Raw genomic sequence first — 24,212 nt, 5'->3', positions numbered from 1 at the left:
GACCTCGCGTTCGGTAAACGATCTGCACCGATGTCGATGTGAATATCGGTTGCCAGGCGGGTACTGTGCACGAAACGGGCGCGCGGCGCAGGCCCGATCAGTGTTGTGGAGGATGTGCGGTGGTGGGGGTACCGGTGTCGGTGTGCGTCCCGGCATTCAACGCGGCACGCACGATTGTCGAGACCATCGAGTCGATCCGCGCGCAGGATTTCGTGGACTTCGAGATCGTCGTGCTCGACAATGCCAGCACCGACGGCACCGGTGACCTGGTGCGGTCCTTCGACGACGAGCGAATCCGGTTGTGTACCAACGACACCGTGCTGCCGATGGTCGACAACTGGAATCGGGTGATGAGCCAGGCCCGCGGTGATCTGGTCAAACTCGTTTGTGCCGACGACCTGATCACCCCGGATTGCCTGTCGGCGCAGGTCGATTCGCTGCGCGATCCCGAGGTCGCCGTCGCAGGTGCCAAGTTCGACGTCATCGACGACGCGGGCGCAGTGCTCGCCCGGGCTCGCGGGCTGGGGAATCTGGTCGGGCGGTGTTCGTCGCGTACGGCGCTGGGCGCGTTCGTGCGCAAGCTGCCCGACGAGCTGTGCCCGACCGCCGCGTTCCTGTTCCGGCGCCACGAATTCGAGGCGACCGGGGGATTTCGCACCGATTTCTTCTATGCGATGGACATCGATCTTGTCGCGCGATTGTGTGCGCGCGGCAGGTTCTACGGCCACAACCGGGTGCTGGCGATCAACCGGGCTTCGGTGTTCAACCATTCCTCCACGACGTCGACCCTCAGCAAATTCTCCGATGTGCTGCGGTTCAACCACCATGCGCGACGGGAATACCGCGGCCTGGTCGGTCCGGTCGACGTACTGGCCGGCGACGGCAAGGTGCTGCGCCAGGCGCTGGTGCGCCTGGGTGCGCGGACCAAGCGCCTGGCCGGGCGGGGCTGAGTCCATGGGCTCGCTGCTGTACCTGGCCGCCATCCCGGTGGGCTGGGTGTTCCTGCGCTGGATCCGGTTCCGGCCGCAGCGTGGCGTGTTGCTGGTCGCCGCACTGGTCCCGTTCAACGGTCTGCTCGAGATCGCGCCGGGCTGGATGCAGGTCAACGGCTGGAAGGAGGCGCTGCTCGGACTCACCCTGCTGGTGGCCGTTTTCGTCCCGCATCGGCAGACCGATCCGCGTCCGGTGGTGCCGTGGTGGTCCTTCGGCGCCGCACTGTGCGTTTTCGGGGTCGTGTCGGCGTTCGTCACGGCCGGGACGCTCGGACTGTTCGCCATCAAGATCACGTTCTTCTATTTCATCGTGGTCCCGCTGATCCTGTATCTGCGCCCGTTCACCGCGCGCGACCGCGACCTGCTGGTGACGATCATGATGGTGGAGTCGGTGGCGATCGCGCTGTTCGGCCTTGCCCAGCAGGTGATCGGCGGCGCGGGCCTGGCGCAGATGGGCTACAAGTACAACGAGACGATCCGCTTCGCCGGCGGCCTGCTGCGTTCGTTCAGCACCTTCAACCAGCCGTTTCCGTATGCGTTCTACCTGGTGATGGTCCTGCTCGTCGGCGGGTCGGTCGCACTCGCGAATCCCAAGCGCCCGCGCAATCGGCTGTTCCTGATGACGACGCCGATTCTGGTCCTCGGTGCGGCGGCGAGTGTGGTGCGTGCCGCGCTGGCCGGGCTCCTGGTCGGCGCCCTGCTGCTGGCGGTGGTTCGCTACCGGCGCCAATTGATGCCGGTGATCATCGGCTCGGTGGCCGTGGTCGCGATCGGGGGGATCGCGGTGTCGTCGCAGGCCAGCAGTTCGCTGTTCTCCTCGTCGAGCCTGGCCGATCGCGGGACCGGCTGGAACACCGTCATGCGGACCGTCGGCAGTCACCCCTTCGGCGACGGACTCGGCTCGACCGGCGCCGCGGCAGCGCGGCTGCTGGTCGAGGAACTGGGCCCGATGGCCGGGGACTTGCCGTACGCCACCGGCGAGGTCCAAATCTATGGCCGCCCCTATCAACCCGACAACTACTACGTGAAGTTGCTCATCGAACTGGGGCCGATCGGGGTGTGGCTGTTCTCGGCGATCCTGGTGGTGATCTACCTGATGGCGCTGCGCTCGTCCCGCACGATGCGCGGGCCCGATTCGGCCTTGGCGCTCGGTGTCGCGGCGGCCGTGCTGGCCAGCGCGGTGGCGGCGGTGGCGTCGAGCTACTTCGAGATCTTCCCGAGTGATTTCTACTTCTGGTTGCTGGCCGCGGTCGTCGGCTGTGCCGTCACCCAGCAGCAGTCCCCGTCCCCGGCCGCCGAGCGCAGCTCTGTCCCCGAGCAGGTAACGTGAACAGTGAAAGTGCAAGCCCCGCAGTCTGTTTCGGTGCGCTGGCATTGCGCCCGAACGGCGCAGGCGTGGCTACCTATCAGCGGGAGCTACTGGGGCGGATCGCCGGGCTGATGCCCGGAACCGCGATGTCGGCGCTGGTGCAGGCCGACGCCGCGCCCGCGCTGCCATCAGGCATCGCGGCGTTGTCGCGGCCGGTCGCGGCGGGGGCTCGCCGGGCCTGGCACGGTATCGCGCCACTGCGCGGCATGGATGTCTTCCACGGTCTCGATGTCGATATTCCCCTGTCCGGGCCGGGCGCAACGGTCAGTACGGTGCACGACCTGTCGGTCTTCGATGTGCCGTGGGCGTTCAGCCGGTATCGGGCACGCGGTGAGCAGTTGCTGGTGCGGATGTCGTTGACCCGGGCCGACTTGCTCATCGCCGTCTCGGAATTCACCGCGCAACGGATCGCGGATCGCTTCGGTCGCGAGGCGGTGGTGGTGCCGCTGGCTCCCGCCGAATGGGCGCGGGTGCCCGACGAGGCAGCCGTGGCGCGGGTGCGCGCCCGGTATCAGCTGCCGCGGCGGTTCGTGCTGCAGGTCGGCACCGTCGAACCACGCAAACAAGTCGCCATGCTGGCCGAAGTGGCACGCGACCTCGACGTCCCGCTCGTGCTGGCCGGCGCCGGATCCGACGGTCCGCAGGCACCGAGCGGCGCGATCGGGCTCGGCTACGTCGACCTCGCGGATCTGCCCGCGTTGTACGCGGCCGCCACCGTGGTCGCCTACTGCTCGCAGTACGAGGGCTTCGGGCTGCCGCCGGTCGAGGCGATGGCCTGTGGCGGCGCGGTCGTGGCGAGCGCGGTCGGTGCGCTGCCCCAGGTCTGCGGTGACGGCGCGGTTCTGGTGGCTACCGCGACCACCGAATCGTGGGTGCGCGCCATCCGCCCCCTGCTGCACGATGACGCCGCCAACCGGGAGTTGCGTGCGCGCGGACTCGCCGCGATGTCCGAACTGAGCTGGCAGGCGACGGCCGAGGCGACGGTCGCCGCCTATCGTGCGGCCGGGCTGATGTCGTGACGGACGAGGCCGTCTCCGCGCCACCCCGGCCCAGCGGTGGCCCCACCGAGAACCGGTCCCGCGCGCAGTCGGGACGTGCCGCGGCCGGCAACACCGCGGCGATGCTGGGCGCCCGGATCTTCGCCGCCGTGCTCGGCCTGCTCGGCACCACGCTCATCGCCCGCATGCTCCCGGCGGTCGAATGGGGCTATTTCTCGTTCGTCTTCGGGTTGCTCGGCATGCTCGCGATCATCACCGACCTCGGAGTCGGGCGTGCGGTCATCGGCAAACTCGTGCACGGTGACCCCACCGAGGCCGCCGAGATCGCCACCTCGTTCATCGTGTTGCGCACGGTGCTCGGACTGGTCGGTTACGGGCTCGCCATCGGGTATGTGCTCGTATTACGTTGTCCGGCACCGGTGGTCGCGGCCACCGCGCTCGCCGGACTGGTGGTGGTGATCGCCACCCCGAGCCATGCCTTGACCATCCTGTTCCAGTCCACGATGCGGCTGACCCTGGTCGCCGCGGCCGAGTCCCTGGCCCGCTGCGTGCAGCTGGCTTTGACCGTGGCGGCGGTGCTGTGGGCGCCGACCCTGCTCCTCGTCGTGGTGCCCGCCATCGCCTACGAGGTCGTCGCCGTGACGGTGAAGATCATCGCGGTGGCGCGCGGGCTCGGCGGGCCCATCCCGGCCCGGCGCGTCGAGCTGAGCTGGTGGAGCCCGATGCTGCGTGAGGCGCTGCCGCTGAGTATCGGACTGGCGCTGATCATCATGCTCCAGAAGGTCGGGCTGCTGCTGCTCGGTCATGTCGACAGCTTCGAGTCCGTGGGCCTTTTCGCCGTCGGCATGAAGTTCTCGGACCTGCTCGATACCGCGGCGGTGGCGGTGGTCGGACCGCTGACGACCCTGCTGATCGCCTTGTGGCCGGGTGATCCGGTGCGGTTCCGGCGCTTCTTCCGCCAGGCCAACGCGGCCTTGATCGTGCTCGGGCTGACCGCGCTGGTGGCCTTCTGGCCGGTCGCGGGTCAGGTGGTCGGGCTGCTGTTCGGCCCGAATTTCGTTGCCGCGGCCGATGCCAGCCGCCTTCAGGTCGTCGGCGGGCTGCTCGGTGCCCTGGCACATTTGGGCTTGGTGGCGTTGATGGCCACCGGCCGCAACAGCCTGATTCCCTGGATCGCGGCGGCCGCACTGGGTGTGAACCTCGCCGTGGCGTGGCCGTTGATCTCGCGGATGTCCTACGAGGGCGCCGTCATCGCGGGCCTGGCGGCACAGGTGGTGCTGCTGGCCGCCGTCTGGCTGGGCGTGCTGGCGACCGTGCGAATGCGGCGGCTGCTGCCGGTGACGACGCTGCTCACGGTCACCGGTGTGGCCGTCGCGGTGATCGCCGCCGCGACCGCGATTGCGCACCGCTGGGCCCCACCGTGGATTCTCACCTCGGCCGTGGCCTGCCTGATATACCTTCTCATCGCCGGAAGCATCATGCGAAGGACCGAGGGATTGACGATACGAAGCTTGCGAGGGCCGAAAACTGATGACACTGTGGCGGATCGCTCGGGCGGGGCTGACCGCGGTGGTCGTCCTGGCGACAGTGCTCGGTTGCGCACCGGAGCCGACCGCGAGCACTGACACCGTGATCCGATCAGGTCTGGGAATCTCCGGCGGCCACTCCTGGCTCCAGCTCAGCGCCGAGGAACTGGATCGGCAGATGGGTCTGGTCGCCGCGACCGGCGCCACCTGGGTCCGCATCGATATCGACTGGTCGGTGATCGAACCCGTTCGCGGAAAACAGGATTGGTCGGCGACCGACCGCGCGGTGCGGGCGGCGCGGGCACACGATCTGTCGGTGCTGGCGATTCTCACCTACGCCCCGGCCTGGGCCGGACCCCACGGTGGTGTGGGCGGCAGCAAAGCCGCCCCGCAACCGGTGTTGTTCGGCAGGTTCGTCGGTGATGCCGTCGAGCACTACAAGAACCAGATCGCACACTGGGAGATCTGGAACGAACCCAACGTCACGGCGTTCTTCGCACCGCGCCCCGATGTCGCCACCTACGCGCATCTGCTGCGCCAGGCCGCCCAGGCGGTGCGCGCGCGGCAGCCGCACGGTCAGGTCCTTGTCGGCGGGTTGGCGCCCGCGGCCGACAACGGCCAGGACATCTCGCCGACGTCGTTCGTCGAGGACCTCTACGAACTCGGCGCCGACGCCGACTTCGACGCGATCGCCGTGCACCCGTACTCCTATCCCGAGCTGCCGGACTCGCAGAGCTGGTACAACGCGTTCGGGAACCTGATGCGGATCCGGCGGATCATGGACTCCCACCACGACACCACCATGCAGTTGTGGCCCACCGAGTTCGGTGCGCCGACCGGAACCGGTGCGCGGGCCGTGAGCGAGGACGTGCAGGCCAGGATCATCGATCAGGGACTCGGTCTGGTTACCGCGATCCACGATGTCGGACCGGTGTTCGTCTACTCCCTGGTCGATGCCGGTCCCGACGGCAACGACCTCGAACAGAACTTCGGGATGCTGCGGCGTGACTACACCGAAAAGCCGGCCGTGACCGTGCTGCGCACCCATGCGGAGGTGCTGCGTGCCGGTCGATAGCGGGGTACATGAGTTGGTGTTCGTCGCTCACACCGCGCAGGCGTCCGGCGCCGAGAAGGTCATGCTCGATGTCATCGAAGTGGCTGTGGCGCGTGGGTACCGGGTGCGGGTGGTCTGCCCGACGGGCCCGCTCAGTGCCCGGCTGCCCGACTCGGTCGGCCACCTCCCGATTCGGGAACTCGGATTGACCGGTCAGCGGGGAGCGGCGCGCGTCCGGGCCGCACTGGTCATGCTGTGGCGGTGGTTACAGGCCGCGATCGTGTTGCGGAAGGTGTCGCGTGGCGGCCGGGTCGAGCTGGTGGTCAACTCGACCATGGCCCTGCCCGCGGTGGCCCTGTCGGTGCCGCGCCGCCGGTCGACGGTCTGGCTGGTGCACGACATTCTGGCCAGCCGAAGGCAATTCGTGGTCGCCAGGATGGGGCGTCGGGCCGTCGGCCGGGCCGTCGCGGTCTCCGAGCGTGCGGCCGCGCCGGTGCGGGCGCTGGGATTCGAGGTGGATGTCGCGTGGCTGGGGGTGCAGTGGCCGGTCGAGGCCGCCCCGATCGTGGAGCGCAGGCCGCCGGTGATCGGCATTCTCGGTGTGATCACCGCGTGGAAAGGCCATCACGTGCTGCTGGCCGCCGCTGCCGAACTGCCCGAGGTCGGCATCGAGATCGCGGGTACCGCCCTGCCGGGGGACGAACCGTATCTGGCCGAACTGCGGGAGCGGGCTGCTCTCCCCGATCTGGCGGGCCGGGTTCGCTTCCTCGGGCACGTCGACCCGCTGGTGACGGTGCGCGGATGGGATGTGCTGGTGTCGGCGAGTGTGCTGCCGGAAGCGGGTCCGCTGGTGGTGCTCGAGGCGATGAGCCTGGGTGTTCCCGTGGTGGCCACCGACCATGGCGGCAATGTCACCGACGATGTCGCGCTGTGCGTGGCCCCCGATGATCCGGTCGCGCTGGGCGAGGCGTTGCGCCGGCTCGTCCACGATCCGCAGCTGCGGGCGCGGCTCCGGGAAGCAGGGCGCGCGCATATCGCTATCCGTCACGACCGGTCCCGCACTCTGCCTCGCATGGTCGATGTGCTGCTCGGCGAGTATCAGCGGGAGAAGGTCTTGCCGTAGGTAGGTGCGGTCGGCCCGGCCGGGTCGTCGACGAACCAGCGGCCCTCGAGCTCGGGGAGCAGGCTGCGCACTTCGGTGAGCAGATCGGGCAGGGTCAGCAGGACGGCGCCGGGGTCGGCGGCGACGAGTGCGGCGGGGGAGATGATGGGCACATCGGTGCCGGGCATCCGGCAGCCCTGTTTGGCGGGGGAAGCGTCGGCGACACCGGCGAGCAGGCCACGTCGCGCGCCCGCCATGGACAGCAGGGCGACGGCGCGGGACGCGGCGCCATAGGCGTACACCCGAGTGCCTTGTGCGGCAGCGATTTCCAGCCATTCACGCAGTGCGTGAACGTGCTTGTCGACGACCTGCTGCAGGGCAGGCGTCGACCCTTCGAGCACCTGGGCTTCGGCCGCCGACACCCGCTCGACAGCCGGATCGGCGGTGTGCTCACCATGGCGGGCGGCCAGGAGCACAGTGCCGCCGTAGAGTTCGAACTCCCACGCGGTCACCACACTCATCCCCACCGCGCGCAGCAGAGCTTGCAGCGTCGCCAGGGAGTAGTACGCGAAATGCCCGTGCCGCAACGCATTCCACTGCCCCTGCCCGACAATGGCGGCCAGCGAATGGTACTGCACCAGCAGCACACCGTCCGCGTCGGTCGCCGCGGCGCGCGCGGCGAACGCGGCCTGCTGATCGGGCTCGTGCATGATGCCGAAACAATCGAGCACCACCTCCGCCGCACCCTCGGTCTGCTCGGTGAAGCCGTGCTCGGTGAGCAACGGGAGCCAGGTGCCGCCGTGCGGGCTGCCGAACTCGGCCACCGTCGACCCGTGCAGCAGACCGGCCGCGTGCACCAGCCGCACGGCCGCCGCCGCCTGATCGCGCAACGCCTGCGGTTCGATGCCGCGCGGTTCGGCGGTGACGGTGTCGTCGTCGGCCAGCTGAGCCAGCCCACACCCCACGCACTGGTCCATCCGCAGCGGATGGCCGGTCTCCGCCGGATCGACGGGGCTGTCGTGCGGTGGGAAGTGATCGGCCGCGGGGACCGTACCCAGGTCGAGGACGGTAGTGAGCACGGAATTTCCGCAGCCGCGGCACCGGCGAGTCATGGCAGGATGTCCTCGTGCGTATCGAGCGGGCCGAGCTGGCCGACGTGGTGGTGCTCGTTCCCGAGCCGTTCCGAGACGAGCGTGGTCTGTTCACCCGGACCTTCGACGCCGGGGAATTCGACGCCCACTTCGGGAGAGAGGGCGCCGCCGCGGCATTCGTGCAGGACTCGCAGTCGCGATCCAGGCGCGGAGTGATTCGCGGCATGCACGGACGTGGTGGCCGCGGGGAGGCGAAGCTGGTGCGTTGCGCACGCGGCGCGGTGCACGACGTGCTCGTCGACATCCGGCCCGGCTCGCCGACTTTCGGTGCCCGCCAAGGGTTCCGGCTCGACGACGAGCACTTCCACCACCTGTACGTGCCGCCCGGGTTCCTGCACGGATTCCAGGCGCTCACCGAGGTCGCCGACGTCTGCTACCGCATCGACCGCCCGCACGACCCGGCCGAGGACCTCGGGGTCGCCTACGACGACCCCGACCTGGCCATCGACTGGCCCCTGCCCGCCGGCATCGTCTCGGCGCGCGACGCGCAGGCAGGCAGCTGGGCGCAGCTGCGCGCTACGCTGGCGCCGGCGCACTGATCCGGCGCAGCCGCGCGTCGAGTTCACCCGCGTCACAGAGCCCCTGCAGATGTGGCAACCGGGTGAACCGGCGGAAGAACGTGTCGGAGGTGAGCCCGCGCGCGGTGTACTCGGTGCACAGCTCCTCGGCGCCCGCGGGTACCGTCCAGCGCGCCTCGAAACCGAGAACCTTACGCGCGGCAGAGAAATCGACACGATACGAGCGGGGATCGGCGCCGCTCTCGCCGGTGATCAGCAGTCGCGAACCCGGCACCGCGTCCACCACCGCGGCGGCGATCTCGGCGACGGTCAGATTGTTGACCTCGGTGCCGATATTGAACGCGCGGCAGGAGATGTCGGCGGCGGGCGCGGTCAGGCAGGTGGCGAAGGCGATCGCGATATCCTCGGCATGCACCAGCGGGCGCCACGGCGTGCCGTCGGAGAGCACCTTCACCTCACCGGTGAGCACCGCGTAGCCGACCAGATTGTTGAGCACGATATCGGCGCGCAGCCGCGGGGAGAAGCCGAAAGCCGTTGCGTTGCGCAGGAATACCGGGGTGAAATCGGCATCGGCCAGGGCGGCGACATCGTCCTCGACACGCACCTTGCTCTGCGCGTAGGGGGTGATCGGGCGCAACGGCGCGTCCTCGGTGACCAGTTCGGCACCCGCGGCGCCGTACACCGAGCAGGTCGAGGCGTAGAGGAAGCGGCGCACCCCGGCCTCCTTGGCGAGGCGGGCCAGCCGCACCGACGCGTGATGGTTGATGTCGTAGGTGATCTCGGGAGCCAGCGCGCCCAGCGGATCGTTCGACAGCGCGGCCAGGTGGATCACCGCGTCGAAACCGCGCAACTGCTCGGCGGTGACCTCGCGCAGATCGACCGCCAATCCCGTGGGGTCACCGGCGAACTCGCCGAGCAGGCAATCGGCGAAGTAGCCGATGTCCAAGCCGGTGACCTCGTGTCCGGCCGCCCGCAGCACCGGCACCATCACGGTGCCGAGATAGCCCTGGTGCCCGGTGACCAGTACCCGCATGTTCACGTCTGTTCCCATCTGATGATCGCTTTGTCGAGCACGAAGGCCTCGGCATAGGGCGCGTGGCACTGCACGCCACGCATCCTGGCCAGACCGAGGAAGGCCTGCTCGTCGAACCAGTCACGGCCCGTCTGCGACGGATAGTGCTCGTGCAGCAACCGCGACTTCTGCTGCGCGAGTTCGGGTGTGAGCGGGTGGTACAGCGTCGGGGTGGGGGTGTCGGTCTCCCACTTGAGGATCTCGTAGCCCAGGATCAGGTGGTCACGGAATTCGGTGGGCACCAGCTCCGCCAGCAGCCGATGGTCCTGGTGGGCGTCACCGCGGTGCGGCGCGAACACCACCTCCGGCTCGCCGCTGCGCCGGAACCCGGCCAGCGCGTCCTTGATCCGGTCCCAGTGGGCAGGCGCGCGGCCGTCGGGAATATCGAGTACCTCGAGCTCCGGTTTCGTGCCGGAGCAGAACGCGGTCAGCGCCGCCCGTTCCTCGTCCTCGCGCGCGGTGCCCGCACCCGAGAGCACCAGCGCCCTGACCTGCACCTCCGGGTCGGCACCGGTGAGCGCGAGCAGGGTCGCGCCCATGCCGATCGCGATGTCGTCGCAGTGCGCGCCGAGCACCGCGATCCGGCGCGGCGGGCGGTTGAACAACCCGATCACTGCTGCTCCCACACCATCCACGGCCGCGAGCCGTTGCGGTAGGCGTCGTCGAGTTCGGCGCGCTCCTTGAACGTATCGGCCGGCTTCCAGAAACCGAGATGCCGGTAGCCGAACAGTCTGCCCTGCCCGGCCAGGGCGCCGCACACGTCGGCGACCAGATCACCGCCCGGCGGCAGCAGCTCGAAGATCTCCTGGCTCAGGACGAAGTAGCCACCGTTTTCCCACAGCGGCATCTGCGCCACCGGCATGATCTCCTTGACCTCGCCCGCGGGCGTGATGTCCACGCAGTGGAACGAGGACTGCGGCGGCACCACCATCATCGATGCCGCCGCACCCGAGGCGTGGAACGCCTCGATCATCGTGTCCAGCGGCGCATCGGTGAGGACGTCGGCGTAGTTGGCCAGGAAGTACTCGTCACCGTCGAGGTGATCGCGCACCCGGCGCAAACGCTCGCCGATCGCCGACTCGACACCGGTGTCGACGAAGGTGATCGACCAATCGCCGATATCGCTGCCGAGCAACTCCACCTGCCCGTTACGGATCACGAAATCGTTGGACGCAGACTCCTGATACGTGAGGAAGAAGTTCTTGATGTGCTCCGCGCCGTAGCCGAGGCACAGGATGAACTCCTTGTGGCCGTAATGCGCGTAGTAGCGCATCACGTGCCATAGCAGCGGGCGCGGGCCGACCAGCTGCATCGGCTTGGGCACGACGTCCTCGGACCCGCCGCGCATGCGCATGCCGTAACCGCCGCAGAACAACACGACCTTCATCGGTTCACCTTCGTTTCCATGGCACCGGCCACCACCGGGTCGCCGAGAATGTCGCCGCGGTGCAGCACCGGCAGCGGATAGACCAGTTCGCCACCCCAGTCGCCGACATGGCGCAGCTGGGCGGTGATCTCGGCTTCGAGATTCCAGGGCAGCACCAGCACCACATCCGGGCGGTCGGCATCGATGCGTTCCGGCGGATGGATCGGGATGCGGGTGCCGGGGGTGTAGCGGCCGTGCTTGTAGGGGTTGCGGTCCACGGTGTACTCGAGCAGGTCGGGCCGGATACCGCAGTAGTTGAGCAGAGTGTTGCCCTTACCCGGGGCGCCGTACCCGACGACCCGCTTGCCCGCCGCCCGGCAATCGAGCAGGAAGCGCAGCAGTTCCAGGCGCACCGATTCCGCGCGCGGTCCCAGCGCGGCGTAACCCTCGGGAACATGCAGGCCCGCCGCCCGTTCCAGCTCGAGCATTTCCGAGACCCGCGCTGCGGGCTCCGCGACCGCGTCGGGGCGCGCCCACAGCCGGATCGAACCGCCGTGGGTGTCGAGCAACTCCACGTCGACGACGGTCAGGCCGCCCACCGCCAGCGCGCGCTGCGCGGAATGCACGGTGTAGTACTGGAAGTGCTCGTGGTACACGGTGTCGAACTGGCCGAGCTGGACCAGATTCAGCGCGTGGTGCACCTCGATGCTCAGCCAGCCGTCATCGCTGAGCAACCCCCGCAGCGCACGGGTGAATCCGCGCAGATCGGGGATGTGGGCGTAGACATTGTTGGCGACCACCAGGTCGGCGGGCCCGTGTTCGGCGCGCACCCGCGCGGCCGACTCCTCGTCCAGGAACGTCGTTTCGGTGGGCACACCGGCCGCCCGCGCCGCCCTGCCGACATTGACCGACGGTTCGATGCCAAGGCAGCGGATGCCGCGCGCCATCACGTGACGCAGCAGGTACCCGTCGTTGCTGGCCACCTCGACGACGAACGAATCGCCGCCGAGCCCGAGACGCTCGGCGGCGGTGTCGACGAACCGCTCGGCGTGGCGCACCCAGCTCTCGGAGTACGAGGAGAAGTACGCGTACTCGGTGAAGGTGTCCTCGGGGGTGATCAGCGCCGGGATCTGCAACAGCAGGCAGTCCTCGCACAGTCGCAGATGCAGGGGAAACGTCGATTCCGGCAGATCGAGCTGGTCGCGGTCGAGGAAACTCTCACACGGCGGGGTGGCACCCAGGTCGAGCACACTCGTGAGCCGATCGGAATCACAGAGTCGACATTGCACGCAGGGCCTCACCTTTTACACGATCGCGAAAACCGTCACGGCCGATGCCGGACATGCCGAAAGTCGGTCCGGCGGTCCGAGACGTTACAGCCAGACGCCGCGCGGGCGGGACTTGAAACCTCTGGGACCGATATTGATTCGTGATATGTTTCGAAGTCGGTCGGGATTTCGCCAGGTCGGCTATCTGCTGGCGTCGGCGACCATTGCTCGTCGCAGTATGATGTCACCCACTCGGGAAAGTGATTGTCCTGCATTCATATCGAATAGCCATGAGTCTGCGCTTGCCTGCGGGGCGGCCGCTGGTGTTATCTGGCTAACTCTCGGAACCCGTTGTGCCGCTGATATTTCGGTGCGACCACCAGCAAATGGTCTGTAACAATCAGCGGGCGGGCATCGAATCGTGGGGAAGTAGGACGGTCATTGCGGCCGCGTTCGGATCAACGGGGTTCGGGAAACGGTGCGTTTCCCGAAGTGAGGTGTGGGTTCATGAGCTTCGAGCTCACCGGCGGCGGCGAAGTCGAGGTCGCCACCGCGGTACAGGCGCTTGGCCGTACGCGGCGTGAGAGCTGGCAGGCGGCGTTCGCGCAGCGGCTGGTCGCCACCGACGTCGTCGCGGTGCTCGGCGCCGTCGTTGCCGCGCAGGCCATCCGCTTCGGTGGCCCGGCCGCGCCGCCGCTGGCCTGGCCGCTGTCCTACGAGGTCGGCTACTCGGTGGTGACCTTGGCGCTGGCGGCGGGCTGGCTGGCCCTGCTGCACGGTTATGGCACCCGCGCCCCCCAGGTGATCGGCACCGGCAGCGAGGAATTCCGCAGGCTGGTCTCGGCGACCCTGCGCTTGTTCGGCGTCCTCGCGATCCTCGCGCTGCTCTTCCGGATCGAGGTCGCGCGAGGATATCTCGCTATCGCGCTGCCCGCGGGCCTGCTCGCTCTCATCGCAGGCCGACTGGCCTGGCGGGCGCGGCTGCGGCACTGGCGGGCCGAGGGCCGGTGTCACACCGCGGTGCTCGTCGTCGGTTCGCCCGAGGCCGCCCACGCGATGGCCACCGCGTTCACCGATGATCCCGGCTCCGGCTATCGCGTGGTGGGGGTGTGTGTCCCCGCGGGCTCGGGCGACGGGCGATTCGAGAGGCACGGCGGGCCGTCGGTGCTCGGCGACGACCGCTCGGTGCTCGACGCGGTGCGGCGCAGCGCGGCGGAGTCGGTCGCCGTGGCGGCCACCGATCATCTCGGCCCGGCCGAATTGCGTCGCATGGCGTGGGAATTGGATCCGCTCGGGGTCGATCTGATCGTGGCGCCCGGTGTCGTCGACATCGCGGGCGTGCGGCTGACGCACCGCATCGTCGCGGGGATGCCGATGTTGCACATCGACCGGCCGCGATACGGCCGGGCGAAGTCCAGTCGCAAGGCGCTGTTCGACTTCTGTTTCGCCGCGGCGGTGCTGGTCCTCAGCGCGCCGGTCCTGGTAGCCATCGCGATAGCGGTGAAGGCGACCAGCCCGGGGCCGGTGTTCTATCTGTCCGAGCGCATCGGCCGCGACGGTGTGCCGTTCCGGATGATCAAGTTCCGCAGCATGCGCCTCGATGCCGACACCGTGGTCGACGATCTGATCGAGCAGCACGGTGGCAACCCGGTGTTCTTCAAGGTCAAGGATGATCCGCGGGTGACGCCGGTCGGACGGTTCCTGCGCAAGTACAGCCTCGACGAGCTGCCGCAGTTCTGCAATGTGCTGCGCGGCGAGATGAGCGTGGTGGGGCCGCGGCCCCAGGTGCAGCGTGAAGTCGACAGTTATGACGGCGAGATGCGCAGGCGCTTGCTGGTGAAGCCGGGGCTCACCGGGTTGTGGCAGGTCAGCGGGCGGTCTGATCTGTCGCTGGAGGATTCGGTGCGCCTGGATCTGTCCTATGTCGAGAATTGGTCCATGGTGCTCGATGTCGCGCTGATCGCGCGGACCATCGGTGTCGTCACACGCGGGGACGGCGCCTACTAGCCGAGGGGCCGACGCGGAACCCCGCGCCGGCCCGGTTCCCTCAGCGCAGGTCGCGGCGTCGGAAGGCCGCCAGACCGAGGACGGTGCCTGCGATCGCGACGGCGAGAAGCCAGGCGATCGGGACGATGTCGAAGGACGCGCCGGGCAGCTTGGGCGGGTGGACGAACGGCACAAGGTCCATCAGCCACTGCGGGAACGTGCCGAGCGAACCGAGCAGCACGATCACGATCATCGCGCTCAACACCGCCCAGGCCAGCGACGCGTACTTCGGCACCGCACCGAACAACAGCAGGGCGATCGCGGTGACCACCCAGACCGCGGGCAGCTGCACCGCGACGGCACCGAGCGACTGACCGAGCTTGCCGACGACATCGCCATCGACGGCGCCCCACACGATACCGATCCCGATGCCGGACACCAGCAGAGCCGCCGCCGGCCCGACGACCGCGAACAGCAGGTGGCTCGCCGCGTACCGCACCCGGCCCACCGCCGCCGCCAGCACGGCCTCGGCACGACCCGAGTTCTCCTCCTCGTGCAGGCGCAGCACCGACGACACCGAATACGCGGCCGCGGCCGCCGCCAGCATGGTGATGGCGTAGGCGATGAACGACTTCTCCAGATCGTCGGAGCCGCCCAGCGCGGTGACCACGTCCTGCAGGGTGCCGCTGTCGTCGAGCATGCCGCCGATGCTGTTCACCGCGCCACCGATCAGTAGGCCGTACAGGCCGAAACCCACCGTCCAGCCGAGCATCGAGCCGCGCTGCAACCGCCAGGCCAGACCGACCGGGTCCGAGAGAGCGGGGCCGGCCGCGGCAGGGCCTGGGCGTTCGGCGAGCAGGCCCGCACCGAGGTCGCGGGTGCGCAGCAGCTGGTAGGCGAGCAGAGTCGCGCCGATCGCGACAGCGGCGAGCGGGACGAGCACCCACCAGCGTTCCTCGGCGTACGGACGGATCTGCAGGCACCAGCCCAGCGGCGAGAACCACGACAGCACACCGTTTCCGGCGTCGCCCACCGCGCGCACCGCGAAGGCGGCGCCCAGCGCGCCGAGCGCGACACCGCGCGCGATCCGCGCCCCGTTGCTCAGCTGGGCGGCGACCGCGGCCACCGCGGCCCAGACGAACCCGGAGGCGGCCAGCGCCGCGCCCCACGCCACCGAGCCTGCCGCGGGCAGGTCGGCGGCCATCAGCGAAGCGGCGCAGGCGATTCCGGCCACCGCCGCGGCGCCGAAGGTCAGCAGTAGCGCGCCGGTGAGACCGGCGAAACGGCCGATGCTGGTGGCGCCGACCAGTTCCGCGCGCCCGGTCTCCTCTTCGACCCTGGTGTGCCGGATCACCGTGAGCACGGCGGCGATCGCGATCATCGCGTACATCGCCCCGGCCTTCCAGGTGCCGATGGACCCGAGCGAGGAATTGAACACCGGACCGTACATGGCCAGTAGCGCGGGACTCGCCGCCGTGGTCGTGGCGAAGCTGTCCAGCTGCTGCTGGGTGGCATAGAGGTCCTTGACCGAGACGACCTGCAGCGCCGGCATCAGCCCGATCAGCAGCGACCACGCGGGCGCGATGATCCGGTCGCGCCGCAGATACAGCCGCAGCATCTGCCCGGTGCCCGCGAATTCGCTTGCGGTGCGGGTGGTTCCGATGAATCTCGGGGTGGCGGCGATGGTGGTCATGCCCGCACCTTCTCTCCGTCGACCGCCGCGCCGCTCTCGACGTGGTAGTGCCGCAGGAACAGGTCCTCGAGTGTGGGCGGTGCGCTGGTCAGGCTGCGCACGCCCGCGTCACCGAGGACGCGGATCAGCTCGCCGAGGTGCTCGGCGTCGACCTGGCAGCGCAGCGTGGAGCCGTCGACTTCGACATCGTCGACACCGGGAAGCGCGCCGACATCGCCCGGATCGCCGATCAGTTCGGCCGTGATCGCGGTGCGGCTCAGATGCCGCAGCTGGTCCAGCGAGCCGGATTCGACCGTGCGGCCTGCGCGGATGATCGTCACCCGGTCACACAGGTGCTCGACCTCGGACAGGATGTGGCTCGACAACAGCACGGTCGCCCCGCGGGCCGCGGCCTCGCGGACGCAGTCCTGGAAGATCCGCTCCATCAACGGGTCGAGACCCGAGGTCGGCTCGTCCAGGATGAGCAGATCCGCGTCGGCCGAGAACGCCGACACCAGGGCGACCTTCTGCCGGTTGCCCTTGGAATAGGTGCGGGCCTTCTTGGTCGGATCGAGCTCGAATCGCTCGATCAGTTCGGCGCGCCTCGTCTGGTCGAGCCCGCCGCGCATCCTGGCAAGCAGGTCGATCGTCTCGCCGCCCGACAGCGACGGCCACAGCGTGACATCGCCTGGGACATAAGCGATCCGGTGATGCAGGGCGACCGCATCGGTCCACGGGTCGCGGCCGAACAGCGCCGCCTCGCCGCCGGAGGCGCGCAGCACGCCGAGCAGCACCCGGATCGTGGTGGACTTGCCTGCGCCGTTGGGGCCGAGGAACCCGTGGATCTCGCCGGGGCCGACCCGCAGGTCGAGCCCGTCGAGCGCGGTGAAGCGGCCGAAAGTCTTACGCAGGTCATGGACTTCGATGACCCGATCGGTGGTGTGGGAGGGCATCGTCTACTCCTCGATGAGGCTGTCGAGCAGTGTCGAATCGGTCAGCATGCCTTGGGTGTAGAGCTCGAGCGCCGGGAAGGTGGTCAGGTCCGACAGGTCCCGGATCGCCTTGCGGTAGTCGAGCTTTCCGTCACGCTGCATTCGCATCTGCAGATAGAGGTTGGTGGCTCCGACATGGCAGAGCACGATGTATCTGGCCCGGGCCGCGGGATCGCGGCTCGGCTTGAGCTGGCCCGACTCGACGGCGGCTTGCATGTATTCCTCCGCGTCGGCGACCATGTGCTCCAGCAGGGATTCCGCCAGAGCGCCGCCGGCTTGGAAGCTGCGCAGCATGTAGGCCACCAGGGGGGCGTACATCTCGATCTCGGCCAGTGCGGTGATCATCCCGGCGGCGCCTGTGGAGCGGATGACCCGCAGTTTCTCGTCGCGAATGATCTCGAGCACACGATCGTCGCAGGCGGCGCGCAGGCCGTCCTTGGAGCCGAAGTGGTGATTCACCAGACCGGGTGAGACTCCGGCTGCCGCGGCGATCGCCCGGACGCCGACACCGAAACCCTGCTCTCCGAACAGGTCGATCGCGGTATCGCGGATCCGGGCGGCGGTGGTCAGGTCGGGGGAGGGTCCTTGCGGTACGGGCTGTTGGCTGAACACATGTTCAATATACTAAACGACTGTTCAATCGTCGAGCAAGAGCCTGTGTCGGTGAGTTTCGGGCCGCCACCCCGTCGGCGACGCGGCTAGGGTCGAAGACATGGCTACCGGCACAACGACGACGGCAGAACATCTCCGCGCAGCGCTGGACGGACCGTGGCGCGCGGTGAGAGACCAGGCGCGAGTCCAGCTCGCCGACGACCGCTTCACCGGCGACCCGGAACTCGACATCCACGCGGCCAGGGCGCGCGTACTCGACCAGATGCGGGTCATCGCGACCATGGGTTACGCCGAACGCGGGTTCCGGCCCGAGAACGGCGGCACCGGCGACCCGGGCGGCGCGGTCACCGGTCTGGAGATGCTGGCCTACGCCGACCTGTCGCTGTGGGTGAAATCCGGTGTGCAGTGGGGACTGTTCGGCGGCGCGGTGGAGAACCTGGGCACCGAACGCCACCGCGACTACATCAAGCGACTGATCTCGCTCGACCTGCTCGGCTGCTTCGCGATGACCGAGTCGGGACACGGCAGCGACGTCGCCAATATCGAGACCACCGCCACCTACGATCCGGCCACCCAGGAATTCGTGGTGCACACCCCGACACCGTCGGCCCGCAAGGACTACATCGGCGGCGCGGCCGTGCACGCGCGGATGGCGGCGGTGTTCGCCCAGCTGATCACCGGCGGGGAGAACCAAGGCGTGCACTGCCTGCTGGTCCCGATCCGCGACGAGCGCGGCGCCGACCTGCCCGGCGTGACCACCTACGACGACGGCATCAAGGGCGGCCTGCCCGGGGTGGACAACGGCCGCATCGTCTTCGACCAGGTCCGGGTACCCAGGGAGAACCTGCTCAACCGCTACGCCGACGTCGACCCGGACGGCACCTACGCCTCCGAGATCGACAACCCGAGCCGCCGCTTCTTCACCACCCTCGGCACGCTGGTGCGCGGCCGGGTGAGCGTCGGTGGCGCCGCGGCGGCGGGCGCGCGGGTCGGGCTGAGTATCGCCGTGCGCTACGCGCTGGCGCGGCGTCAGTTCGCCGATCCCGACACCGGGGAGGAGACCCTGCTGATGGACTACCGCAGCCATCAGCGCAGGCTGCTGCCGCTGGTGGCCAAGTCGTTCGCGCTGGCCTTCGCGCAGAACGACCTGGTGCGGCGGATGGACCTGATCCAGTCCGGCAAGGACACCGAATCCGGCTCCCAGCGCGCGCTGGAGAAGCGCGCCGCGGGCCTGAAGGTCGCCCAGACCCGGCACGCCACCCGCGCGATCCAGGAATGCCGCGAAGCCTGTGGCGGCGCGGGCTATCTCACCGAGAACCGCCTCGTCACGCTCAAGGCCGACACCGACGTGTTCACCACCTTCGAAGGTGACAATGTCGTGTTGACCCAGCTCGTCGCGAAGGAGCTGCTCACCGCCTACTCCGACGAGGTCCGCGATCTCGATGCCCTCGGCTGGGTGAAGTTCGCCGCCACCATGGCCGGCGACGTGGTGCGCAAACGATCCGGTGTCCGCCAGCTGATCCAGACCCTGCGCGACCGCAGCGACGACAGCGTCGACGACGGCGACCTGTCTAAGCGCTCGGTGCAGCTGCAGCTGTTCGCCGATCGCGAGGACTACCTGCTGCGGACCGCCGCGCACCGGCTGCGCGCCAGGGCCGCCGACACCGGCCCGTTCGAGGCGTTCAACAACGCCCAGGACCACATCCTGGCCGCGGGCGCCGCGCACATCGACCGGCTGGTGCTCGAGGAATTCGTCGACGGGATCGCCACCATCGAGGACCCCGACGCCAAGACGCTCGCCGAAACCGTCTGCGACCTCTACGTGTACGCCTCGCTGGAGGAGAATTCGGCCTGGTACATCATGCATCGGTTCATGTCGGTGGAACGGGCCAAGGCGGTGCGGCGCGGGGTCAACGAACTCGTCGACCGGCTGCGTCCGGACGCGCTGACCCTGGTCGAGGCAATGGGTGTGCCCGAGAAGATGCTGCGCGCCGAAATGCTGCACGACGCCAGCGTTTTCGAAAGGAACTAGCCGCGCGTCCTGACTCGCACCAGGTCAGCGAGCCAGCACAGTCCCATCGCCATGGCCGCGGCGGCCGCCGCCCCACCGAGCACATCGGTGGGGTGGTGGTAGCCGAGCTCGACCATGCCGGGCGTGATCGAGACCAGCGCGAGCACGGTGAGCGCCGCGACCGTGATCCGTGCCTTCAGGTTCGGCACCAGGCACGCGAAAGTCGTTGCGACAGCGACGAGATGGACGGTGTGCCCGCTCGGATAGGCGAGGTAGTCGTGGAGTTGCCTGTCCCACACCGGTTTCAGCAACCAGGTGTTGATCGCCAGCGCGACCTCGGGCACCACCAGCATGGTGACCGCCCGCCACCATTCGCGCCGCAGGGCGAACCAGCCGAATGCCGCGAGCAACAGGATCAGCACGACGGGCCCGCTGCTCGGCGCGACGAGCACCTCGGCGAGCCCGGGGGAGAGCGTGTCGGCGATCGGGTCGGCCACCGCGGAGTCGAGGTCGGTGGGCCCGTCGTCGGCGGGGAACGTCAGCGGGATCGCGACCGTGACAGCGGCGCCCGCGCCGATCGCCGTCGCGCGGACGGCGGTGCGCGCGGAAACTTCCTCGAGCACGGACGCGACGACCAGCGGTGGCTCAGGCGGGACCATAGGTGAGCACCGCGGTCACCATGAACCACAGCACCCAGACGATCGCGATGATCATCCCGATCGCGAGCGTGATCCGCAGGAACGCGCGGCCGAAGTCGAGATCACCGTCGATCCGCGGATACAGCTTCCACGGGCTGTACCAGGGCGCTACCAGGCCGCGGTTCGCCAGTTCGCGCTCGAGCTGTGCCTGTTCCTCGGCGTACTGCTCGGCTTGGGCCTGGGTCGGGCCGCCGTGCCACAGGGTGACATCGATCGGGCCGAGGAAGCCCTCGTTGAGCAGATCCTGGGGTGCGGGCAGATAGGGCAGGATGCCGAGGCCGCGGAACGCGATGGCGATGTCGTTGGCGGTCCAGAGGTTGTGTTCCTTCGCGGCCAGCATCTCGAAGTACTGTTCGAGCCGGTGCGGATCGTCGGTGACGATCACGTCGAAGCTGGGATCGCTCCACCCCTGGTGCACGTCGATCTGCGCGCCCTGCATCGGCACGATGACGCCGAGCCCGTGCACCGCGCGCTGGCCGAGCCCGCGCGCCGCGAGATAGTTCTGCAGCGCGAAGGTGTGCTCACGGGAGCGCTCCAGCGGCGTCGACTTCTCGGCGCCCGCGAACCGCGCGAGCTCGCCGGAGACCATCCACGGGCCGTTGAGCGGGATCTCCAGCACGCCGTCCTGGAGCGCGGTGAAGGTCTCCGCCTCGATCACCACGCAACTGGTCGGCGTCCACACCACCGCGTCGAACTGATGTAGCCGATCGTCCTGGAACAAGCTGCAGTTGATCGTGGCGACGCCGTGCGGGCTGGACGGATCCTTCCAGGTGCGCAGCCAATCGATCAGTGCCAGCTCGGCATCGGTGCCTGCCGCATTCTGCACGCGCACGAGCATGGAGTCCGCCCTTCTGGGTCGTTGGCGCCGCGGGCCGAGAACCGTTGGCGTACATCGTAGCTCGATGACCGGCGGTTGCCGGGGAGGATGCGGCCGGTGTTCAGCTCGGCTCGGCCTCGATCTTGCCCGCCGCGACGGCGGCGACGAGTTCGGCGTGATCGGCCTCGGTCCGGTCGGCGTAGCGCACCGCGTAGCGGGCGATCGCCTCGTCGAACTTGTCCTCGTCGGCTTCGAGATAGCCGGCCAGGGTGCGCGGGTCGAGCGAGCGGGAGTGCGCCCTGGCCAGCAACGCCCCGGCGAGCCTGCCGTAGTCGTCGAGATCGCCGGCCGAGAGCCCGGCCGGGTCGATGCTGCCCTTGAGATTGCGGAACTGGCGCACGATGAACGGGATCGAGCCGTCGAGCTCGATCGTCGTCCAGCCGAGCAGGATGTCGGTCTCGGACTGCACGCTGCGCGCGCCGACCACGATGCGCTCACCCTCGTGCCGGGGCGCCGCCGGCGGCAGGAACGGCGCGAGCGCGGACGGATTCGCCTGCTTGACCTGCAGCACCAGCGCCTCGCCGTCGTTGCCGTGCAGCAGCGCCACATAGCTGTGCAGGCCGACGCTGCCGGTGCCGACGATCCGGAACGCCACATCGGAGACCGCGAAACGGGCCAGCAGGTTGCGCCGGGACTCGCGGATGGTGCCCGCGTAGCGCTCGAGCCCGTCGATCACGGCCTCGGCGACCCGCTCCTCGACCGGGGTGAGGATCGGCGGATCGCTGACGAACCGGTGCTTGCTGATATCGGTCTCGTGATCGTCGAGGTGCGCGGTCCACTTCGCGACGACCTTGGCGCTGGTGTTCTTGCGCGCCTTCTTGGCGGCCTTCTTGAAGTCGTCGAGCAGATCCTCGGCCTTGGCCTCGGTCAGGATCGACTCGTCGTGCATCGCGGTCCAGGACTGCAGGAACGGCATGTCCGCGAGTTCGGCGACGGTGCGGCGGTAGGAGCGGGCGGCCTCGCGCGCGGCGCGCACGCAGTCGTCTTCGTCGGCGCCGCCCTCGCGCCCGGCCAGCACGAGGCTGGCGGCGAGCCGTTCCAGGTCCCATTCCCAGGGTCCGAGGACGGTCTCGTCGAAATCGTTGATGTCCATCACGATCTCGCCGCGCTGGGTGCCGTAGAGGCCGAAGTTCGCGGCATGGGCGTCACCGCAGATCTGGGCGGGCAGCCCACTGTCCGGTCCCGCGGCGAGGTCGGCGGCCATCAGCCCGGCGGCGCCGCGGAAGAAGGTGAACGGCGATGCGGTCATCCGGCCGATCCGCAACGGGATCAGTCGCTCGATCCGCCCCCGGTTGCTCGCCTCGACGAACTCGAGCACGCTTGGCCGGTCCGGGCTCTCGGCCGCCCGGTCGCGGGTGGAGACCGGGACCCGTTCCCTGGCGGCGCGGCCGCGTTCGCGCGCGTCCTCGGCGGAGACGTAGGTACGCAGATCTAAACCACTGTCGGACACAAGTGCCCAGGTTAGCGGTTCGGCGCCGGACAGGCACCGCGACCGCCGGGCAATAGAACGCGGCCGGAAGTTTCGGCGTGGCCGGATGGCGCGAGCGGGGGTCGGTGCGGTATGCAGGGGCGTGGCAACCGAATCGGGAACGCCGGGCACCAACGACACCGCAACCGGTGGCGTGTTCAGCGATCGCATCCTGACCGTGCCCAATGTGCTGAGCCTGATCCGGCTGATCGGCATCCCGGTGTTCCTGTGGTTGTTGCTGGTCCGCCATGCCGACGGCTGGGCGTTCGCGCTGTTGATCGCACAGGGCTTCACCGATTTCCTCGACGGCAAACTCGCTCGGCTGCTCGACCAGTCCTCCCGGCTGGGCGCCCTGCTCGATCCGCTCGTCGACCGGTTATACCTCGTGACTACGCTCGTGGCGTTCGTCGCACGCGGGCTGATTCCGTGGTGGATCGCGGTGATCCTGATCGGTCGCGATCTGATACTCACCGTGACCCTGTCGGTATACAAGCGCCGTGAACTGCCCGCTCCCGAGGTGATCTACCTCGGTAAAGCGGCCACCTTCGCGCTGATGTCGGCCCTGCCGTGGCTGCTCACGGGGGAGATGGATTGGGCAGGGGCAGGTTTCGGCTGGGCCTTCGGCTGGGCACTGCTGATCTGGGGCACCGCGCTGTATGTGTGGACAGGGGTGCTCTACGTGGGGCTGGCGGTCGCGGTCGCGCGTTCGATACCGCCTGTGCCGCACCGCGGGAGCTAGTCGATACTGTTGCGTGCAACGTTGACGACGAAAGGACGTCCTGTGACCCGGACCCCTGAGGATCTGCGCTACACCGAAGAGCACGAATGGGTGCGGCGGACCGGCCCCACGGCGGTTCGTGTCGGCATCACCGACTACGCCCAGTCACAGCTGGGTGACGTCGTGTTCGTCCAGCTGCCCGAGGTCGACAAGGATGTGACCACCGGCGAGAGCATCGCCGAGGTCGAGTCGACCAAGAGCGTGTCCGACATCTACGCTCCACTGAGCGGGAAAGTCGTTGCGGTGAACGAAGTTCTGGTGCAGGAACCGGAGACGCTGAACACCGATCCGTACGACGACGGCTGGCTGTTCGAGCTCGCCTTCGACGAGGAGGCGGCGCTGGATTCCGCCCTCGGTGAACTGCTGGATGCGGCGGGTTATCAAGGAGTTATCGGGGGCTGAGTAAGCCTTCACAGTTCTCCCTGCACGGGTACGCCCCGGCAGGGTACGGTCAAAGCCAAGCGGATACGTCGGGGAATCGACGCCGGGATCTTTTTCCTGGCGATGTGATCGCGCCGGTCGTGTCGCCGAATACAGCACCTGCTTGCATGGATAATCAGGTTCGAGGAGGAGAGAAACGGTGAGCGAGAACAGGGACCCGGGTTACGGGGAGACCGCGGCCGCCGTACCCGTCCCGCACATCCGCACGACCACCCCCGTCGTGATGGCGACGGCGTGCTTCAGTTGACCCTCGCGCGATTC

22 protein-coding genes are annotated in these 24,212 nt (G+C 68.7%); 11 read left to right on the top strand and 11 right to left on the bottom strand.

The features are described from left to right. Positions 1 to 119: 119 nt before the first annotated feature. From ACFWF2_RS15580 to ACFWF2_RS15555, 6 genes are all read left to right on the top strand, one after another. A complete protein-coding gene (locus ACFWF2_RS15580) occupies positions 120 to 950 on the top strand; it encodes a glycosyltransferase (protein WP_379308113.1) in 831 nt (276 codons plus the stop codon). Positions 951 to 954: 4 nt separating this feature from the next. Next, positions 955 to 2,322: an O-antigen ligase family protein gene (locus ACFWF2_RS15575; RefSeq protein WP_379308112.1), complete on the top strand. Its 1,368-nt coding sequence runs from the start codon at positions 955 to 957 to the stop codon at positions 2,320 to 2,322. Positions 2,323 to 2,447: 125 nt separating this feature from the next. Continuing rightward, complete coding sequence (locus ACFWF2_RS15570; RefSeq protein WP_379308145.1) at positions 2,448 to 3,380, top strand: glycosyltransferase family 4 protein; 933 nt, start codon at positions 2,448 to 2,450, stop codon at positions 3,378 to 3,380. Then, a complete protein-coding gene (locus ACFWF2_RS15565) occupies positions 3,377 to 4,984 on the top strand; it encodes an oligosaccharide flippase family protein (RefSeq protein ID WP_379308111.1) in 1,608 nt (535 codons plus the stop codon). Before ACFWF2_RS15570 ends, ACFWF2_RS15565 begins: the two co-directional genes overlap by 4 nt. Next, positions 4,890 to 5,960 (top strand): beta-xylosidase, encoded by a 1,071-nt coding sequence (locus ACFWF2_RS15560; RefSeq protein ID WP_379308146.1) that lies wholly within the window; start codon positions 4,890 to 4,892, stop codon positions 5,958 to 5,960. Before ACFWF2_RS15565 ends, ACFWF2_RS15560 begins: the two co-directional genes overlap by 95 nt. Further along, entirely contained in the window at positions 5,947 to 7,062 is a 1,116-nt protein-coding gene (locus ACFWF2_RS15555; protein ID WP_379308110.1) for a glycosyltransferase family 4 protein, read from the top strand. Before ACFWF2_RS15560 ends, ACFWF2_RS15555 begins: the two co-directional genes overlap by 14 nt. Here ACFWF2_RS15555 and ACFWF2_RS15550 read toward each other — a convergent pair. Continuing rightward, positions 7,038 to 8,153 carry a class I SAM-dependent methyltransferase gene (locus tag ACFWF2_RS15550; RefSeq protein ID WP_379308109.1) on the bottom strand — a complete coding sequence of 372 codons (1,116 nt, stop codon included), beginning with the start codon at positions 8,151 to 8,153 and terminating at the stop codon, positions 7,038 to 7,040. The genes ACFWF2_RS15555 and ACFWF2_RS15550 overlap by 25 nt on opposite strands. 14 nt (positions 8,154 to 8,167) lie before the next feature. Here ACFWF2_RS15550 and rfbC point away from each other — a divergent pair, with 14 nt between their 5' ends. Beyond that, positions 8,168 to 8,731 carry a dTDP-4-dehydrorhamnose 3,5-epimerase gene (gene rfbC, locus ACFWF2_RS15545; RefSeq protein ID WP_379308108.1) on the top strand — a complete coding sequence of 188 codons (564 nt, stop codon included), beginning with the start codon at positions 8,168 to 8,170 and terminating at the stop codon, positions 8,729 to 8,731. On the opposite strand, the gene ACFWF2_RS15540 is transcribed toward rfbC, so the two are convergent. Genes ACFWF2_RS15540 through ACFWF2_RS15525 form a run of 4 tightly spaced genes read right to left on the bottom strand, consistent with a single transcriptional unit; the run spans position 8,709 to position 12,437 of the window. Next, positions 8,709 to 9,743: an NAD-dependent epimerase/dehydratase family protein gene (locus ACFWF2_RS15540; RefSeq protein ID WP_379308144.1), complete on the bottom strand. Its 1,035-nt coding sequence runs from the start codon at positions 9,741 to 9,743 to the stop codon at positions 8,709 to 8,711. The genes rfbC and ACFWF2_RS15540 overlap by 23 nt on opposite strands. Positions 9,744 to 9,745: 2 nt before the next feature. Further along, positions 9,746 to 10,408 carry a PIG-L deacetylase family protein gene (locus tag ACFWF2_RS15535; RefSeq protein ID WP_379308107.1) on the bottom strand — a complete coding sequence of 221 codons (663 nt, stop codon included), beginning with the start codon at positions 10,406 to 10,408 and terminating at the stop codon, positions 9,746 to 9,748. Further along, on the bottom strand, positions 10,393 to 11,169 hold the full coding sequence (locus ACFWF2_RS15530; protein ID WP_379308106.1) for a glucose-1-phosphate cytidylyltransferase: 777 nt from the start codon (positions 11,167 to 11,169) through the stop codon (positions 10,393 to 10,395). The genes ACFWF2_RS15535 and ACFWF2_RS15530 overlap by 16 nt, the downstream gene beginning before the upstream one ends. Further along, on the bottom strand, positions 11,166 to 12,437 hold the full coding sequence (locus ACFWF2_RS15525) for a methyltransferase domain-containing protein (protein ID WP_379308105.1): 1,272 nt from the start codon (positions 12,435 to 12,437) through the stop codon (positions 11,166 to 11,168). The genes ACFWF2_RS15530 and ACFWF2_RS15525 overlap by 4 nt, the downstream gene beginning before the upstream one ends. 486 nt (positions 12,438 to 12,923) lie before the next feature. On the opposite strand from ACFWF2_RS15525, the gene ACFWF2_RS15520 reads away from it, so the two are divergent. Then, positions 12,924 to 14,423: a sugar transferase gene (locus ACFWF2_RS15520; RefSeq protein WP_379308104.1), complete on the top strand. Its 1,500-nt coding sequence runs from the start codon at positions 12,924 to 12,926 to the stop codon at positions 14,421 to 14,423. A 40-nt stretch (positions 14,424 to 14,463) separates the two neighbouring features. Here ACFWF2_RS15520 and ACFWF2_RS15515 read toward each other — a convergent pair whose 3' ends face one another. From ACFWF2_RS15515 to ACFWF2_RS15505, 3 genes are read right to left on the bottom strand one after another with little or no spacing between them, the layout of a single operon-like run. Beyond that, a complete protein-coding gene (locus ACFWF2_RS15515) occupies positions 14,464 to 16,095 on the bottom strand; it encodes an ABC transporter permease (RefSeq protein ID WP_379308103.1) in 1,632 nt (543 codons plus the stop codon). Beyond that, a complete protein-coding gene (locus ACFWF2_RS15510) occupies positions 16,092 to 17,027 on the bottom strand; it encodes an ATP-binding cassette domain-containing protein (RefSeq protein ID WP_379308102.1) in 936 nt (311 codons plus the stop codon). The genes ACFWF2_RS15515 and ACFWF2_RS15510 overlap by 4 nt, the downstream gene beginning before the upstream one ends. A 3-nt stretch (positions 17,028 to 17,030) precedes the next feature. Next, positions 17,031 to 17,678 (bottom strand): TetR family transcriptional regulator, encoded by a 648-nt coding sequence (locus tag ACFWF2_RS15505; RefSeq protein WP_379308101.1) that lies wholly within the window; start codon positions 17,676 to 17,678, stop codon positions 17,031 to 17,033. A 100-nt stretch (positions 17,679 to 17,778) separates the two neighbouring features. Between ACFWF2_RS15505 and ACFWF2_RS15500 the strand changes: the two genes are divergently transcribed. Further along, entirely contained in the window at positions 17,779 to 19,710 is a 1,932-nt protein-coding gene (locus ACFWF2_RS15500; protein WP_379308100.1) for an acyl-CoA dehydrogenase, read from the top strand. Here ACFWF2_RS15500 and ACFWF2_RS15495 read toward each other — a convergent pair. The 3 genes from ACFWF2_RS15495 to ACFWF2_RS15485 all read right to left on the bottom strand — a co-directional run bounded on the left by ACFWF2_RS15495 (position 19,707) and on the right by ACFWF2_RS15485 (position 22,714). Beyond that, a complete protein-coding gene (locus ACFWF2_RS15495; protein WP_379308099.1) occupies positions 19,707 to 20,348 on the bottom strand; it encodes a phosphatase PAP2 family protein in 642 nt (213 codons plus the stop codon). The genes ACFWF2_RS15500 and ACFWF2_RS15495 overlap by 4 nt on opposite strands. Further along, positions 20,335 to 21,213: a nuclease-related domain-containing protein gene (locus ACFWF2_RS15490; protein WP_379308098.1), complete on the bottom strand. Its 879-nt coding sequence runs from the start codon at positions 21,211 to 21,213 to the stop codon at positions 20,335 to 20,337. Before ACFWF2_RS15490 ends, ACFWF2_RS15495 begins: the two co-directional genes overlap by 14 nt. Before the next feature lie 112 nt (positions 21,214 to 21,325). Further along, a complete protein-coding gene (locus tag ACFWF2_RS15485; RefSeq protein WP_379308097.1) occupies positions 21,326 to 22,714 on the bottom strand; it encodes a DUF2252 domain-containing protein in 1,389 nt (462 codons plus the stop codon). 121 nt (positions 22,715 to 22,835) lie between these two features. On the opposite strand from ACFWF2_RS15485, the gene ACFWF2_RS15480 reads away from it, so the two are divergent. Together ACFWF2_RS15480 and gcvH are read left to right on the top strand one after the other, a co-directional pair. After that, complete coding sequence (locus ACFWF2_RS15480; RefSeq protein ID WP_378853041.1) at positions 22,836 to 23,471, top strand: CDP-alcohol phosphatidyltransferase family protein; 636 nt, start codon at positions 22,836 to 22,838, stop codon at positions 23,469 to 23,471. Positions 23,472 to 23,513: 42 nt separating this feature from the next. Continuing rightward, positions 23,514 to 23,912, top strand: a complete 399-nt coding sequence (gene gcvH, locus ACFWF2_RS15475; RefSeq protein WP_379308096.1) for a glycine cleavage system protein GcvH — start codon at positions 23,514 to 23,516, stop codon at positions 23,910 to 23,912. Positions 23,913 to 24,212: the final 300 nt, after the last annotated feature.

It is taken from the genome of Nocardia sp. NPDC060259, assembly GCF_042728775.1.
Lineage (GTDB): Bacteria > Actinomycetota > Actinomycetes > Mycobacteriales > Mycobacteriaceae > Nocardia.
The sequence above is the reverse complement of the archived record's forward strand: the minus strand, read 5'-3'. Positions and strand labels throughout refer to the sequence as shown.

Coding starts and splice junctions, on each gene's coding strand:
- ACFWF2_RS15560 (WP_379308146.1), top strand. CDS start 4,890: ATGACACTGTGGCGGATCGCTCGGGCGGGGCTGACCGCGGTGGTCGTC.
- ACFWF2_RS15550 (WP_379308109.1), bottom strand. CDS start 8,153: ATGACTCGCCGGTGCCGCGGCTGCGGAAATTCCGTGCTCACTACCGTC.
- ACFWF2_RS15530 (WP_379308106.1), bottom strand. CDS start 11,169: ATGAAGGTCGTGTTGTTCTGCGGCGGTTACGGCATGCGCATGCGCGGC.
- ACFWF2_RS15500 (WP_379308100.1), top strand. CDS start 17,779: ATGGCTACCGGCACAACGACGACGGCAGAACATCTCCGCGCAGCGCTG.
- ACFWF2_RS15520 (WP_379308104.1), top strand. CDS start 12,924: ATGAGCTTCGAGCTCACCGGCGGCGGCGAAGTCGAGGTCGCCACCGCG.
- ACFWF2_RS15510 (WP_379308102.1), bottom strand. CDS start 17,027: ATGCCCTCCCACACCACCGATCGGGTCATCGAAGTCCATGACCTGCGT.
- ACFWF2_RS15540 (WP_379308144.1), bottom strand. CDS start 9,743: ATGCGGGTACTGGTCACCGGGCACCAGGGCTATCTCGGCACCGTGATG.
- ACFWF2_RS15495 (WP_379308099.1), bottom strand. CDS start 20,348: ATGGTCCCGCCTGAGCCACCGCTGGTCGTCGCGTCCGTGCTCGAGGAA.
- ACFWF2_RS15575 (WP_379308112.1), top strand. CDS start 955: ATGGGCTCGCTGCTGTACCTGGCCGCCATCCCGGTGGGCTGGGTGTTC.
- ACFWF2_RS15515 (WP_379308103.1), bottom strand. CDS start 16,095: ATGACCACCATCGCCGCCACCCCGAGATTCATCGGAACCACCCGCACC.
- ACFWF2_RS15570 (WP_379308145.1), top strand. CDS start 2,448: ATGTCGGCGCTGGTGCAGGCCGACGCCGCGCCCGCGCTGCCATCAGGC.